Source organism: Dyadobacter sp. LHD-138, assembly GCF_030929615.1.
GTDB lineage: Bacteria > Bacteroidota > Bacteroidia > Cytophagales > Spirosomataceae > Dyadobacter.
Window position 1 is genome coordinate 1 of sequence record NZ_JAVFVU010000045.1, and the last position, 16,112, is coordinate 16,112.

Below are 16,112 nucleotides of genomic sequence, written 5' to 3' on the forward strand. Positions count from 1 at the left end.
ACATAATTCAATCTGATAACGCTCTGAGCTTTTGATAGAAGCATAAAAAAGATAAAACATCACGAAAGCCTATACAAAACAAAGAGGGCGCCTCAATTCGAATTTGAGACGCCCTCTTAAAAATTTAAAATTAGTGCTTGAAATGACGTACACCAGTCGTTACCATTGAAACACCGTTCGCATTGCAGAAAGCAACGGAATCCTTGTCACGAATAGAACCGCCCGGCTGAACAACCGCCGTAATTCCAGCCTGTGAAGCAATTTCAACACAGTCAGGGAATGGGAAGAATGCATCCGATGCCATCACTGCGCCCTGCAAGTCAAAACCAAAATGTTTCGCTTTTTCGATAGCCTGACGTAATGCATCAATACGTGAAGTTTGTCCCGTCCCGCTTGCGAAAAGCTGGTTTTCTTTGGCCAAAACGATCGTATTTGATTTTGTATGTTTACAAACCTTCAAAGCAAATTCCAACGCTTTCAATTCATTAGCCGTTGGCGCTTTTTCAGTCACCGTAGTCATTTGTGCCGCTGTTTCGGTTGCAAGATCTTTATCCTGCACCAATACACCGTTCAATATTGTTTTGAACATAATGCCCGGAAGCTCCACGGATTTACGTTTCAATAAGTTTCTGTTTTTCTTCGATTTTAGCAATTCCAACGCACCTTCTTCAAAATCAGGAGCAATCAGAATTTCCATAAACAGCTTATTCAATTCTTCCGCCGTTGCAAGATCTACTTTCACATTGGTGATCACAACACCGCCAAAAGCCGAATCCGGATCACACGCAAGTGCATTCAAATAAGCTTCTTTAGCCGTAGCAGCCGTAGAAACGCCACAGGCGTTGGTGTGTTTGATGATCGCAAAGGTAGGATCACCGCCTTCGAATTCATCGATCAGGCCGATACAGGCATCCACATCCACCAGGTTATTGTATGACAAGTCTTTGCCATGCAATTTATCGAACATTTGTTCAAGATCACCATGAAAAGTGGCGCTTTGGTGAGGATTTTCACCATAACGAAGCGTTTGTGCAGGCAAATTGGCAAACTCAAAAAGCGCCTCGTCAGCGGAAGTTTTACCAAGGAAATAATTATTGATCGCACCATCGTAATGAGAAGAAACACCAAAAGCTTCTCCGGCATACCAGCGACGATCTTCAAGATCTGTGCTCGCTCCTTTCGCGGACAACAAGGTTACAACGCCCTCATATTGTGCACGGGATGAAACGATCAAAGTATCTTTGAAATTTTTTGCCGTCGCACGGATCAACGAAATCCCTCCGATATCGATTTTTTCAATGATATCTTCTTCGCCGGCACCCGAAGCTACCGTTTCTTCAAAAGGATATAAGTCTACAACAACCATGTCCAATGCCGGAATATTATACTGAGCCGCCTGAGCAACATCACCTGCATCATCACGACGGTAAAGAATTCCACCCATAATGGCCGGGTGCAAAGTTTTTACACGACCACCAAAAATAGATGGATAACCGGTAAGCTCCTCAGCTGCTGTAACCGGAATAGCAAGGTTTTCAATAAAAGTTTGAGTCCCCCCGGTAGAATAGAGTTTCACACCATTTTCATGCAAAAGACGAACCAAAGGTTCAAGACCATCCTTGTAGTATACAGAGATTAGAGCAGATTGTATTTTTTTAGACATTGGTCAGAAATTGACAGTAAACATTACAGAATTATAAGATTTTCAGGAGTACAAGGATTATTTAATCCTGTTTTCCGATTCGTCCCCTCTTTATTTAAAAATAAACCGCAAAGATAGTTGAAGGTCAATGATTAATTGTCGATTATTAACGATAAATTATAAATGAAGATAATTCAGTTGTTCATGATTCATTGTAGTGATATCAGGATTAACGTTGCGATGAATCATGAACCCTAACAATTCCCTTTAACCATTACTATATGAATCTTGATTTGACTGAAAAAACGGCGATCGTTTGCGGAAGCACACAGGGTATCGGACTCGCATCTGCCGTCGAGCTTGCACTGATGGGCGCCAATGTGACGCTGATGGCAAGAAATGAAGACGCACTCCGGCAGGCTGTCGAAACTTTGGATACTTCTTTGAATCAGCTTCACCGTTATATTGTTGCCGATTTTTCGGACAATGAAAATGTAAAACATGCGATTGAAGATTATCTCAGGTTATGCCCGGAGGTTCATATTCTGGTGAATAACACCGGTGGGCCAGCAGGCGGGCCCATTATTGAAGCTGAAACCGAGCAGTTCATCAAAACCTTCCAGATGCATTTGGTCAACTACCAGATCCTGGCTCAGGCCGTAGTACCCAGCATGAAAAAAGCAGGTTATGGGAGGATTGTCAATGTGATCAGTACTTCTGTAAAACAACCCATTGTCGGACTTGGTGTCTCAAACACCATTCGCGGAGCCGTTTCAAGCTGGTCAAAAACGATGTCTCTGGAACTGGGGCAATTTGGCATTACATCCAATAATGTTTTGCCAGGATTTACAAAAACAGCCCGCCTCGACGCCGTACTTGGCATGCGCAGCCAGGCGCAGGGAAAATCAGTTGAAGAAGTTTCCGATCAAATGGAAGCTACCATCCCGATCCGCCGTTTCAGCGAAGCAGAAGAAGTTGGCGCCGCTGTGGCCTTTTTATGCAGTCCAGCGGCCGGAAGTATTAGCGGGGTGAATTTGCCCGTGGATGGTGGGAAGACGGAAAGTATGTAGAAAAATATTGCTGGTTAAAAGGGTTTGAAACTTACCTCCTGCCCTTTTAACCAGTGCACTTGATCGATATTGATCCCTATTGCGAATCTTTTGATTGACTTATCATCTCCATACTGAATGAAACCAATCAAACTTCCATCCTCATACAAACTCCAATTATTATAAGAAACACCATTGGGAACAACTGACCCGACTTTGTAACTCGTCAGAAAATCAGACTTTCCATAGGCATCCGTTTGATCATCACTTTCAGAAACAACAAGTTCAAAAGTATCTGTAAATTTTGTTGTGGAATCGTCAATCGTAACTGTTGCAGTCAAATACTGATTACTCTTCCGTTTCAGATTGATCTTGGCATGCTTTGAAACACCCAGCTTCGATGAAACCACTTCTTTTGTATCGAGGTCAGCAATCAGATATCCAATATCAAACTCCCCTTCCAATTTTGACGCATAATCCGGGATGTGATCACTGTTGCTGCATGATTGAAAAATGAGTGAAATGATGACGAGAACAAGGAAGGAAAGTCTTTTCATGGAAATGGTATCGTTTCATGGCAATTTTGTCACCTTAAAATTACCAATCGTAACATTAAGTACAAAGTAAGTGCTTAGATGCTTCTTAACGCCAGGCAAAACCCAGTGCCAGACCTGCTGCGGAAGCATATCTGCTCTCGATCAGCGTTGGCGTATATCTTACTTTTAAAATGTATATCAGTTTTCGGGTTAGGAGATGAAACCTCAAACCTGCAAGGGCCAGCGGCGTCAGCACCGGATCCCTTCCATTTTCTGAGACGTAAAAGCTATTGTAATTGTATTTTGAATCGCTAAAAAATGAGGCAATCCCCCCTTCCAGATATGCTTCTAAGCTGTTATACCCGGGCACGGGATTACATTGCGTTCGGCGGTATGGATTCAGCAGATAAGCATACGTTAAGGCCCCGGAGAAGGAGTAGGTAAGAAAATCATGTTCGCCAACCAGCCCCATTCCGGCCTGTACGTCCCAAAAAGATCTTGGTTTGTATCCAAAAAAAGCCTCAGCATAGACCTGCCCCTTCGGAGCAATCCCAAACGCCTCTACGCCAACACCTGCCCGAACGGGCGTATAAAGTCGTTGCGAAAATCCGTTGGAAAAGATTAGAAAAAACAGAGGGAAATATTTACTCATGATTTTCTGACGAAGGATTTTAGCTTCAACGGAAAATATGAATAAGTAGTATTAAAAAAGATATTTCGGTTACATTATGATCCAAAACTCAGTGAGCGGAGCTCACGGCCCGCCAAATAACCCAAACCACCTCGGACTGCTCCATCTTTGTACAAATTCAGCCAACTATCCGACAATGACTTACCCGCTAAATCTCTATATAAAACTCTGTATTTAACAAGTAGTCCCGGCTTCCCAAGGTTATCAGATTGATTCTTATCTTCCGTTATCACTCCTTCCATTTTGTCATGGATTTCAATGTTTCCATCCTTAACATCAACCTGAACAATCAGCGTATTATTATTTTTTCTGGTTAATTTCAACACCCCGTTCAGGCTGATTGAATCTGCTTTTGAAATGATTTTTCCATTATCCATATCCACAATCTGGTACCTGACATTAAACTCCCCAACCAGCTTAGAAGTCAGATCGGGTCCCGGATCCTCCTTTTCTTTACAGGAATCAAAAACGGTGACGATAAATACAACGAGTATAAATACAGTTCTTTTCATGATAGAAGCTTTTTATCCTATGATACAATCAGTAAAAATGTCACCATAAATTTAACTAAAATAACATAAAAACCACACTTCATTTTTTACTATTCTATTGAAAATCAAACAACTTACAAGTAATACCTGATATTAACAGACGGAATTATCGTACCAAATACAGACAACCGATAACTGACCAGACGCGCACCTGTTTGTTTAAAATAAATCGAATAAGGGTTTTTCCTTGCATAAACATTATAAAATGAAAATGACCAGGTCGCATAGCGCCTCTGATCAATCTTTTTTCGCGTATCTTTTGTAAAAGAAACATCCATGCGATGATAATCCGGAATACGGTCACGGTTTCTCTCAGAATAATCCTGAACCACCACGTCATTTAAACGATAAGTCCCGTCCGGGAACGTCAATGGTCTTCCTGTTGTATAAACAAAGTTGGCGCCCAAAGTCCAGCCTTTTGTCCATTTCCATTGCGTGGAAACAGCGATATTATTGGGCCTGTCTACCGTCGAAGGAAACCAGTCACCCTTATTAATTTGCTCACCGGGGAACTGCGAACCGATTTTCACAAAGGTGCGGCTGTATGTATAAGAAACCAGCCCTGTAACAATACCCTTTGTTTTTTGAATACTAACCTCCACGCCATAGGCTTTTCCACGGGCCGATAACAGATCTGCTTCCAGGGTTTGGTTTAGCAATAATGCCGCGCCATTTTTATACTCCACCAAATTTTTAAGTCGTTTTTGATATACCTCCACAGAAGTTTCAAAAGTATTGTCGTTGAAGTTCCTATAATAACCAACAGCCAGTTGTGTTGAGGTTTGAGGGGGTACAAAATCGTCGGCCAGCTTCCAGAAATCAACCGGCGAAATGGCCGTGGTATTGGAAATTAAATGAAGATACTGGCGTGTTTTAGTATAACTCAGCTTCACCGAAGCTGTTTTTCCGGTACTAATCCTGATCGACAACCTCGGCTCAAATCCGTCAAATTTTGCAATACTCTTCCCTTTTCCAAAATAAAGCGTATCCAGGACCGACTCACTGGTTTTCGGAACCCCGGTTTCGTATGCAAACACGGTGCCAGGGCCCATATTTCTAAAATTGACATAACGTATGCCCGCGTTTACGGATAACCACCTAACGGGATTCCATTCCTCCGAAACATACCATGACTGCTCGATAGCCTGTTCATTTTCAAGATTAATATGGGAGATGTTGGATGCTGCAACCGGTGAAAGATTCCCGGGGGTAAGACCGTATCTCGTAAGATTTACGCCTGCCTCAATTTTATGATTTAAAACCGGAATCCATAAAACCCTCAAATGACCGTCGTACTGGTTAATTCCCGACGTGAATTCATATTCGTTTGTCGGAGAAATACCCTCCAGGATAAACTTATAGCGGCTCATATTCGCTCCTAACCCAAAAGACAAGGTTTTATTCAGCTGTTTGTTCCAGTTTAATGTTGCTGTCGTCGACCGCCAGCCATAAAGTGTATCTTCCGGAAACCGGAATGAATCCTCACTGTGATACATAGTGGCGGAAACAATACTTCCGGCTGAGAATTCATAAGAGATTCTTCCGTTCAGGTCGAAGAAAAACGCTTTGTTCTTATTTGTAGGTTCCGGAAAACTTTTGATCAGCACGTTCGGATAAGCAATTCTCCCACCGGCTAAAAATGTAAGTTTCTTATTTCTGGAAATCGGTCCGTCAGCCATAAGTCCCGCCGTCATCAATCCGGCCCCAACCGTGACATTAACGCGTTCTTTGTTCCCCGTTTGCGTATTAATCGTGAGCAAAGAAGAAAGCCTGCCGCCATAGGACGCCGGAATATCCCCTTTGAATAGCGTAACGTCCCTGATCGCGTCGGCGTTTACATTACTCAAAAAACCAAGCAAATGGGAAGTGTTGAAAAGCGGCGCGCCATCCAGCAACACCAAATTCTGATCTGTCCTGCCACCCCGGACATTAAATCCGGAAGTTCCTTCACCAACCGTGCTGACGCCCGATTGCAAGGTAAGGGCTTTGAGAATATCCGCCTCTCCAAAAACCACCGGTATATTTTTGAGGTTTTTAATGTCCAGTTTTGCAATACCCGTTTGACTGGATTGCACGTTATAATCCGGTGCTTTTTCTTTGACCGTTAATTCCAGCAATTGCCGTATCTCCGGGGATAAGCTGATTTCGAAGCTGGATAATATTTCCTGATATGTGATCGTTCTATTTTTTGAAAAATAACTCACCGAGGAAAAACTGACCAGCTGTTCCCCCGCTTTCATTTTCAGGCTGAAATCTCCCAGACTATCCGATGCAGTTTCAGTTTTGGATAAACGTGAGACAACCGATGCGTGTGGTATACCTTTTCCCGTAACAACGTCTGTTATCCGCCCGTTCAATATCCAGCCCCCCTGCGCAAAACTATGTGCCGCAGCCAATAAGGATAATATCAGCACAACACCTGATGTTAAGGTTTTGATATATTTTTTCATATCCATTACCAGGACGGTGGGGAAAATTGTCCCTGACGATAAACCCGCTGACAATTGCCTTCTTTAATAAATACATTGTCATACTTTATTTCCAGTCGCGCCAGGTTTAAGGTATCACCCGGAATAATCAGTCGCTGTTTACTGACCGCAGAAGATCCGAAAAAACCGAGTGCCAGCACAGTCGGATCCGCTTTCTGATGCACGTTTCCCTCAATGGAAGCCGGAAGCGGGTCAAAAAGTGATCCGCTTCTTTTGCGCTGTTCTTCAAACTTCGTCCAAAATTGATAAGCAGCTTTACTAAGAGAATACTGACTAATTTCGATGTAGTGACGTCCTACATAATAAATTGGTGAAGAAAATACGGATTTTCTGCTGATTGAGTTGCCATTGATTAACACATCAGATAAGACATTCGTCACAGATCCATAGGTAGGAATCCAGCACCATTTGCAGCAAACACTCATACCCACGGGTTCTCCCGTTGCTATTCGCGGAATGTATCCATATCCCGACCAACGATAATAATTACCCGCCTCGGACGGATCTCGGGTATCCAGTAAAACTTCGTAATGATCAGGGTTAAAAAAATCAGTATCCGCCCGGCCCCGAAATTCAGCATACAACCGATCGATAACCGGAACATTCTTCAACAGTTCGGGCTCTGAGACATAAATTTTCCCATCTGCGAGCTGCACTGTGAGCTGGTAACTTTTGCCCGTTTTGCCCTGAAAAGTAGAATCCTTGGTCCAATAATAGGCTGGTGCAAGGGGATCCTGTTCCAATATCGCCGACATTCCGCCTATTTCAGTAATGGTTACAATAGCGCCGTTAACAGGAACCTCATTTTGATCGTAAATCAAGGAATTATAGGGACCCGCGTAGGTTAGTTTCACCAAATAAGGAGGTTTTTCATTCGTGATCAAACCTTCAACTACCAACCGTGAGGCAACAGATCGCGCTGGCAGCTGTACTTCATCGACACATGAAAACAGGCAAAAAATACTAAAAATAGGAAACAGAAATCTTGCCATACACCAGTACATTTACGGATTAAATTCCCAGAAATCAGTACAGCCAATCTGCTGCCTGGCAGGTGAACCATTCACCGGGCGCGTTTCATAACCCCAACCCAGGTACGCTTTGGTTTTATCGGAAAATGAGATCAGATAACGGTTCCCCGCTCCCGGGTATTCTGAATGAAAAACCCAGGTATCTCCCACCGGATCATATTCCCAGAGGTCCCGAAGCCCGTTACCGTCGTTATCAATGCCCAACCCAAAATATCCTTTCCCTTTTGCGGAAAAACCGGCTCCCTGTGTCCGCACGACACCGGGAAAATCAGCCTTCTTTTCCCACTGATCTTTTGCCGAGTCATATGCATAAAAATGAACTGACTGCCCGCCCAACTGATTGACAACATATCCTTTTTCACCAATGGTGAAAGCCGCTATTTTACCCGTTTTCTCTGGTAACGGTTTGCAATCTTTCCGGTCCCAGGTAACTTCGATGGATTCCATCGCCCCGGTAAAATCCTCTTTTAGCATAAAAGCCTTGTCAAAAGTCAAAAAGATTTTCAAATCCCTGTCCAAGCCGGTGAATGAAGGCAAAATCACACCCGCATACTGACCAACATAACTTATACTGGGCAACCACCAAAAATCATTCAGATAGGCCCTTTTACCCGGTATTTTTTCATCGCTGATATAGCCAAAACCAACAAATACCAATTCTCTTCCACCCGCCTGACCCAGTGGAAACGCTATGGCATTATGTCTTGGCACAGGTAAAGTACTTTCCGTACTCGTCCATTTCCCATCAAATCGTAAAATATCCCAATGCGAATCGTCCTGATAACGGTAGACCACGCGCTGTGAATTAAATAAAGGAGAAAGCAACGCCGCTCCGGTAAAATCACCTGTAACTATGGGCGCGTGTGGTAATTTTTTCCAGTTTGCAGATTGCCTGGCCGTAAAATAGCGGCTTGTTGTTATCTTATTTTTCTGTTCATCTTCATAACATAACCTTACTGTATACAACTCGCCTGCAATTAACTGAGTGGTGGAAAAAGTCATCAGATCAAATCTGTCGGCCGCTTCATTGCCTCCTTCCTTCAGCGAAATAACCGAACCAGATTTGCTTAAAAGTTCAATTTTAAAACCTGCCGTTTGATTTGATGGTAATTTAATTTCAATGATCGCTTCCGAGGCACTTGAATTTTGGACAACAGAAACAATGGAATAAGGTATTACTATTTCTTCGGTGAGCCTGGCCGGTGCAAATTCCTTTTCACAGGAAACAAAAAACCATATAGTCACAAGCAAAAAAAGCTTGTAAGGATGTCGAATCCGGTTTCCTATTTGACTGAAATATGATGACATCCTTCCAGATCGATTTCAGATTAATCACCAAACTATTTCAAAAGCCGCTGCAATGCTTACTTCTACCGGAATTTCAATGCAGTGGTTTGATAATGCGCAGCGGTAAATTGTTTCTAGCAATCACCCACATCGGTGTTGAACCTATCTTTACAGATTTGATATCCCTGATCTCCCCTTCCAGCAAAAAGCCGGTATCAATTGGCGACCGTGATTCAAAACGCCCTTTCCCTTTGTTTTCCAACACCAATCCATAGCTCGAATCATATCTTCCCTGATACGTACTCACGCCCCAATAATTACCCCCACCCAGCAAATCGGGTTTGCCATCATGATTAATATCGGCAATAGCCCAGGTAAATATTTTAGAAACCTGAGCCTCTTTGGGCAAGTCATGGACAACAAAACCGCCATCTTTATTTTCGAGATAAACGGATTCAAATTTATCAACTTCCAGAAGTCTTGCATCCTTTAACTCTTCAGGTCTAAATATTTCATCAATGGTTTTGCCCGCAAAAGTTTTATAATCTGTGAAACGTTTGCTGATAATCGAGGGAATCCGCTTACCTAACTCATCTTTAAAGGCGACCGGGAACCAGGAATCGCCAATACTATAAGACAAAACCTGTTCCAGGCCCTGATTGTTGTCAAAGTCTTTAACCCACATTTTCAAATGCGAGTCCGCCCGCTTTTTGAATTTATTGTTTGAACCAAGGTTCCCTACCACGAGATCCATATCCCCGTCCTGATCAAAATCCGCGGCACTGACACATTGCCAAAAACCTGATGGCGCAGTATACTTCCCTGATTTGTCCGCACTTAAAATTCCCTTCTTATTAAGAAAGACAGTCACAGGCATCCAGTCACCGACTACGATAAGATCTTTTTGTTTATCGCCGTCAATATCTTCCCAAACAGCATCCGTAACCATCCCGATGTTTTTCAATCCGGGTGCTATCTGATTTGTTTTGTCCGTAAAATGTCCTCTACCGTCATTGATAAGCATATATGATCGCGGTGCGATTCCATATTGAAAACCCACCACCCGGCCACCGACAAATAAATCCAGATCACCATCATGGTCGATATCGAAAGGTTTTACGCAGGATTTATTGTCAAACATCGGCGGCAGCGCATTGGGATCCCTTTTAAAATTGCCTTTGCCATCATTGATGTATAAACGATCAAACAGCTGGGGCATATCGCCATAAAATTCATTCCCGCCGGAAACGACGTAGAGGTCGGCAAAGCCGTCTTTATTGGCATCAAAAAAAGTGGCTTCAATATCTTCAAAAGTTGAATCCGCCCTGAAATCGGGTTGAGGACTCAATTGAAACTTTCCGCCTGGTTTTTGCAGATAAAGTGAGGCGATCTGCCATTTTGCCCCCCCAACATACATATCTTCCAAACCGTCTCCGTTAACATCCGTAACGGCCACTTTGGGGCCTTCGGAAGAAACCAGAAAGGGCATTAAACTTTCGCGGTAAAAATCGAAATAACGGTTCTCTTCATGTTTGTAAGGAATTTTATACTGATCTGTCACATCCTCAAACTGCTGTGCATCCAGTTTTTTAACAATCCAAGCGTTCCCGGATTCTACTTTTGGGCTATCAAATGCATATTTAACTTTAATCAACTGACTCGTTTTAACCTGGGTAAGTACCTGCATCTTTTGATCGGGCCACACAATGATCAAACTATCTAAAATCTTATCCTTACCGATCCCAAAATGAATAACGGGCTCACTGGAAGATTCAAACCCCCTGGTCGTTGCCAACTGCTGCATCTGCAAGCCGGCTTTTGACTTAATAACAACCTTTGCCCCCAAAGCAAAAGTATTTTCAGGATAACCTTCCAGTTTAACCCTCAGATATCCTGAATCTGTTTGCTTATCCGCTTGGTTTTGATAAAATAAAGAGGGCTCGTTCAAATTATTGGTTACAAGGTCCAGATCGCCATCGTTATCAAAATCAGCATAGGCAGCACCGTTGGAGATATTGGGCATTTCAAATCCCCATTCCAATGACTTATTCTGAAAATTCAATTCCGGTGTCCCTTTGAACAAATAGTTGTGAACCTTTCCCTCCGGCATCATGGTGAGCGCTCTTTTGTCCAGCTCCATGGATGTTTCGGGCGCATATCTCAGGGAATCATCGGCAGCATATTTTGCATAATCCAGATTATTGGGCCGATGGGCAATACCGTTACTTACAAACAGATCTTTAATACCATCATTGTCGTAATCAGCCAGCAACGGCGACCAGCTCCAATCCGTTGCCGCAACACCAGACATTGCTGCTACGTCCGTAAACCGTTTTCCTGACAAATTTATCTGCAGACAATTGCGGCTCAGCTGCGGCATATACCCGAAGGAAAGCTTGTACAGATAAATGTCAAGTGGATCTTCACCAATGGATGATTTTTCAATGGCTTCGTCCTCGGGATACATATCCAGCGTCATAATATCGGGATAGCCGTCATTGTTAACATCTGCAATATCATTTCCCATAGAATAACGGCTCGTGTATCGTAGCATTTCCCTGCTTTTATCCGTAAATGTGCCGTTCCCATTGTTGATGTAACAATAATCATCTTCGTGAAAATCATTGGAAACGTAAATATCTTCCCATCCGTCGTTATTCAAATCGGCCACGGATACACCTAATCCATAACCCATGGCCGCGCCATAAATGCCCGCTTTTTCACTGACATCGACAAACTTAACCGGCTTAAAACCACCCGATTTCTGGTTACTGACCTTGCTCTCGAAAAGATAATCACCCGCTTCATTGTTACGCAAATGGCGCGTTGTTACCCGATCGTAACTTCGAGATGTATGAACTGCATGATTCAGGAGATAACAATCCAGATCTCCGTCCTTATCGTAGTCAAAAAAGACGGCCTGGGTGGAAAATCCTGTAAAATCAAGCCCGTAATCGGCTGCTTTTTCGGTAAAGGTCAGGTTTCCATTGTTGATATATAGTTCATTAGCCCCTTCAATTCCCCTGAAATTTCCAACCGCCGAAACATAAATATCCAGCAGACCATCACCGTTTACATCGGCCATCGTAACCCCGGTCTGCCAGTCAGAAAACCCTTCAACACCTGCTTTTTCAGTGATATCCTCAAATTTGAAATTGCCTTTGTTCAGATAAAGCTTATTTTTCCCTTGATTGGAGACGAAATAAACATCCGGTAACCCATCGTTATTGATATCGCCAGTCGCTACTCCCCCGCCATTATAGAAGTAGAGATAATCCATAAGATTAACTTTCTCATTATCCACCACCTTATTCACAAAACCAACACCGGTTGCGGTAGAATCTCTTATTTCAAATAATGCTTTCTCCTTACTTGTATGATCCGATTTGCACGCCTGAAAAATCAGCATACTTATCAGAACAACCAGATTTAAATTCTTCATTTATTATCAGTATTTACTTGTGCGGTACGGGCTTATAAACCTGGACCTTCGTATTATTTCTGCCCAAAATAATCTGCCCTTGCTTCAATTGTTTCATGGTTCGCACCTGATCTTCCGCCCAAAAACCCGTTTCGGATGGTGATTTCGCCTCAAAACCTGTTTTTGTCCCCCGCAGAATAAGTCCTTTCAGCGCATCGTATCTGCCGATTTCAGGTAAAACATCGTAGTAATTCCCCGAAACAATCAGATCCACGCTGCCATCATGATCATAATCTGTTGGAATAATACTAAAAACGGGTGAAAGCTGCGCTTGTGCCGACAATGGCATGAAGGTAAAAACAGCTCCCTTCCCATCATTTCTTAATACAGCCGACTCGGCCGTATAAACCTTTTTCACGACGGCATCAGCCAGATCTGCTTTGTCAATCACCTCTTCAATGGTTTTCCCAGCATACTGCTCGTATTTCACAAACTTCTTTTTAAGCGACGGCATCGCACGCAGTAAATCAGGCTTCATCACCATAGGATAGGATATTCCTGTTTCGTCAGGACAGGTGATGATTTGTTTCAACACACCATTGCGGTCAAAATCTTTGACATACATCTCAACGGGTTTTTCCTGGGTGGCTCTGAGTCTGGAATTAAGGCCTAAATTCCCGGCTACAATATCCAAATCACCGTCATGATCAATGTCCGATACAGCTACTGTATTCCACCACCCATTGGTTTTTTCAATTTCGCCCTTTGCATTTTTTATTATATCAGTCGACTGCAATTCAAGTTTATTTCGCTTGTTCTTAAAAATCATCACCGGCATCCAGTCGCCAACAACAATCAATTCCGGATAAGCGTCTCCATCCAGATCGGCCCAGGTTGCATCTGTTACCATGCCAAGCTGCTCAACCTGAGGCATAAATCTTTTCGTATAGTTTTTAAAATTGCCCGTACCGTCGTTGGTAAAAAGGTAACTCGGCGGATCAATTCCATACTGACCGGCTTTCAAACGGGAACCAATGAAGACATCAATATCGCCATCCTTATCGTAATCCGCAGCAGCAATACAAGATGCATTCACTTTCAGACCCGGGAAACCATTGCTTTTGGTGAAACCCGCTTTGCCGTCATTAAGATATAATCTGGGCAGTAGAATAACGTCATCGTCCTTAAACTCGTTACTTCCTGAAACAACCAAAAGATCCAAATCCTGGTCATTATCTGCATCAAAAAATACAGCATCCGATGCTTCCAGCTCTGCCTCTTCGGCAAAAACTTTTGGGGTTTTATCCAGAAAAGCACCATCCTTTTTTTGAATGTACAGCTTGCCACCCTGACCAACTGCACCTCCTATATATACGTCATCCAGACCATCCTTATTAACATCACCCACAGCAAGCGCCGGGCCAAACCGCGAATACATTTGTTTTATCAGTGGATTCTGATTGTAATCCACATAATCCGCCTCTTTATGCATGAAGTCAATGCCACTGGCGGCTGTAATTTCCGCAAATTTAGCCTTACCCTTCTCGCTTTCCAGCTTCCATGAAGCCTGTGCATCTTTCTGACTTACGACATACATCGAATCAGCCTTAACGGCTTTCATGACCCGTTGTTTATCATTTGGCCACAGAATGGTTACAGAATCAATTTCTGCATGCTTGCCTAACCCGAACACAAGTCTTAAATCCACAGACGATTCAAAACCCCGGTTTGGCATTTGCTGAAGCATCTGGGTTCTGGCTTTCTGGTGAACATAAATTTTGGCACCAATCGCATCCTTATTCCCCTGTTCTCCATTCAGCTTAAATTTGATATAGTGAAAATCCTTCCGCTCACTGGATTTGTTTTTATAAACAAACAACTGGCTATTCACATTATTGACGATTAAATCCAGATCGCCATCATTATCCAGATCGCCATAAGCGGCCCCGTTGGAAAACGACGGTGTTGCCAGTCCCCATTCCTCAGCCTTATTGGCAAAGGATAAATTGCCATTATTCTTAAAAGCATAGTTGGCCAAAGGCTCCGAAGGCATTTTATCTAAAAAAAGTTTATAATCGAATTTCCGGGTACGGCTCACCTCGGCAATATTGGACGGATCAGCCAAAAACGATACAAAATCCTGATTAGTCAAGTCCTTGTTGATGGCATTGGCTACGAAGATATCCTTCTCACCATCCGAATCCATGTCAAAAATAAGGGCTCCCCAACTCCAGTCTGTTGCATGCGTTCCGGTAAAACGGGCAATTTCACTAAACCAGGTTTTGCCATCCGGCGCGCCCGACTGGTTGAGCTGCAACGTATTTTGCATGTACTGGTAATGAAAATCTCTTGAGACCTTTAATTCTTGTAAGTCGTGTCCCTCAAAAGTAGACGTGAGTTTAAGTCGTCGGTCAGATCCCGGCAGCATGTCTGTCACGTAAATATCAAGTTTACCATCATTGTTTATATCCGCGATATCTGCGCCCATCGAGGAAAGACTTGTATGTTGCATCGCCGACTTAATGGATTCCTTGAAAGTCCCGTCGTGATTGTTGATGTACAGATAGTCATGTTCATAAAAATCATTTGAGATGTACATATCCAGCCAGTTGTCATTATTGACATCGCCGATCGTAATGCCAAGGCCAAAACCAATAATACTTCCATAAATTCCAGCTGTTTCGCTTATATCCGTAAAACGTTCGCCATCATTTCTGAATAGTTTGTGCCCGCCCTCTTTATCCCGCTGACTTCTAAGATTTGCATATCCCAGCCGTCCCACTGGCGTAAAACTGTTGTTCAGCAAAAACATATCCAGGTCTCCATCTCTGTCGAAATCGAAAAAGGCGGCATGTGTAGAATATCCCTGATCATCGAGACCATATTCTTTCGCCTTTTCAGCGAATGTTCCGTTTCCTTTGTTGATGAATAATTCGTTCGCCCGTTCATCCGACCTCCCGGCATTACACACGTATAAATCCAGCAAACCGTCTCCGTTTACATCGGCAAAAGTGGCTCCGGTACTCCATGATTTTGTTCCTGCGACACCGGCTTTTCCTGTAATATCTTCAAATTTGAAATTGCCCTTATTCAGAAAAAGTTTATTTTCTCCCTGATTTGCTATTAAATAGATATCCGGAAGATTATCGTTATTAATATCTCCAATGGCTACGCCTCCGCCATTGTAAAAATTACGGTAGTTGAAAATATTAAATTCATCAGTATTGGTTATCGTATTTTCAAAAGCAATGCCCGTCTCACTGGCGTCCATCTCCTGAAATAAATGGTTTTCACCCGATTTTTTCTCCGAACACTCTAAGAAAGTGAAAATAGTCAAAACCCAAATGAATCGTTTTAATACAAATCTGATCATTATCTGATATTCTAAAATCTTTTATTTTCCTGCATAATAATA

Annotated in this window: 10 protein-coding genes; 1 reads left to right on the forward strand and 9 read right to left on the reverse strand. The window is 42.9% G+C overall.

The window, feature by feature from the left end; genetic code table 11:
• Positions 1-130: 130 nt before the first annotated feature.
• Entirely contained in the window at positions 131-1,663 is a 1,533-nt protein-coding gene (gene purH, locus RB622_RS25890) for a bifunctional phosphoribosylaminoimidazolecarboxamide formyltransferase/IMP cyclohydrolase (RefSeq protein ID WP_308049672.1), read from the reverse strand.
• 260 nt (positions 1,664-1,923) lie between these two features.
• On the opposite strand from purH, the gene RB622_RS25895 reads away from it, so the two are divergent.
• Positions 1,924-2,712, forward strand: a complete 789-nt coding sequence (locus tag RB622_RS25895; protein WP_308049673.1) for an SDR family oxidoreductase — start codon at positions 1,924-1,926, stop codon at positions 2,710-2,712.
• A 14-nt stretch (positions 2,713-2,726) separates the two neighbouring features.
• On the opposite strand, the gene RB622_RS25900 is transcribed toward RB622_RS25895, so the two are convergent.
• The 8 genes from RB622_RS25900 to RB622_RS25935 form a co-directional block, all read right to left on the reverse strand.
• The gene (locus RB622_RS25900) at positions 2,727-3,248 is read right to left on the reverse strand and encodes a hypothetical protein (RefSeq protein ID WP_308049674.1); all 522 of its coding nucleotides are present in this window, start codon (positions 3,246-3,248) and stop codon (positions 2,727-2,729) included.
• 85 nt (positions 3,249-3,333) lie between these two features.
• Positions 3,334-3,879 (reverse strand): hypothetical protein, encoded by a 546-nt coding sequence (locus RB622_RS25905; RefSeq protein ID WP_308049675.1) that lies wholly within the window; start codon positions 3,877-3,879, stop codon positions 3,334-3,336.
• A gap of 74 nt (positions 3,880-3,953) precedes the next feature.
• The gene (locus RB622_RS25910; RefSeq protein WP_308049676.1) at positions 3,954-4,430 is read right to left on the reverse strand and encodes a hypothetical protein; all 477 of its coding nucleotides are present in this window, start codon (positions 4,428-4,430) and stop codon (positions 3,954-3,956) included.
• Positions 4,431-4,543: 113 nt separating this feature from the next.
• Positions 4,544-6,919 carry a carboxypeptidase-like regulatory domain-containing protein gene (locus RB622_RS25915; protein WP_308049677.1) on the reverse strand — a complete coding sequence of 792 codons (2,376 nt, stop codon included), beginning with the start codon at positions 6,917-6,919 and terminating at the stop codon, positions 4,544-4,546.
• 5 nt (positions 6,920-6,924) lie between these two features.
• Positions 6,925-7,950: a DUF4249 domain-containing protein gene (locus RB622_RS25920; protein WP_308049678.1), complete on the reverse strand. Its 1,026-nt coding sequence runs from the start codon at positions 7,948-7,950 to the stop codon at positions 6,925-6,927.
• 12 nt (positions 7,951-7,962) lie between these two features.
• The gene (locus tag RB622_RS25925; RefSeq protein ID WP_308049679.1) at positions 7,963-9,234 is read right to left on the reverse strand and encodes a hypothetical protein; all 1,272 of its coding nucleotides are present in this window, start codon (positions 9,232-9,234) and stop codon (positions 7,963-7,965) included.
• Positions 9,235-9,370: 136 nt separating this feature from the next.
• The gene (locus RB622_RS25930) at positions 9,371-12,718 is read right to left on the reverse strand and encodes a VCBS repeat-containing protein (RefSeq protein ID WP_308049680.1); all 3,348 of its coding nucleotides are present in this window, start codon (positions 12,716-12,718) and stop codon (positions 9,371-9,373) included.
• A 13-nt stretch (positions 12,719-12,731) separates the two neighbouring features.
• Positions 12,732-16,070 (reverse strand): VCBS repeat-containing protein, encoded by a 3,339-nt coding sequence (locus tag RB622_RS25935; protein ID WP_308049681.1) that lies wholly within the window; start codon positions 16,068-16,070, stop codon positions 12,732-12,734.
• Positions 16,071-16,112: the final 42 nt, after the last annotated feature.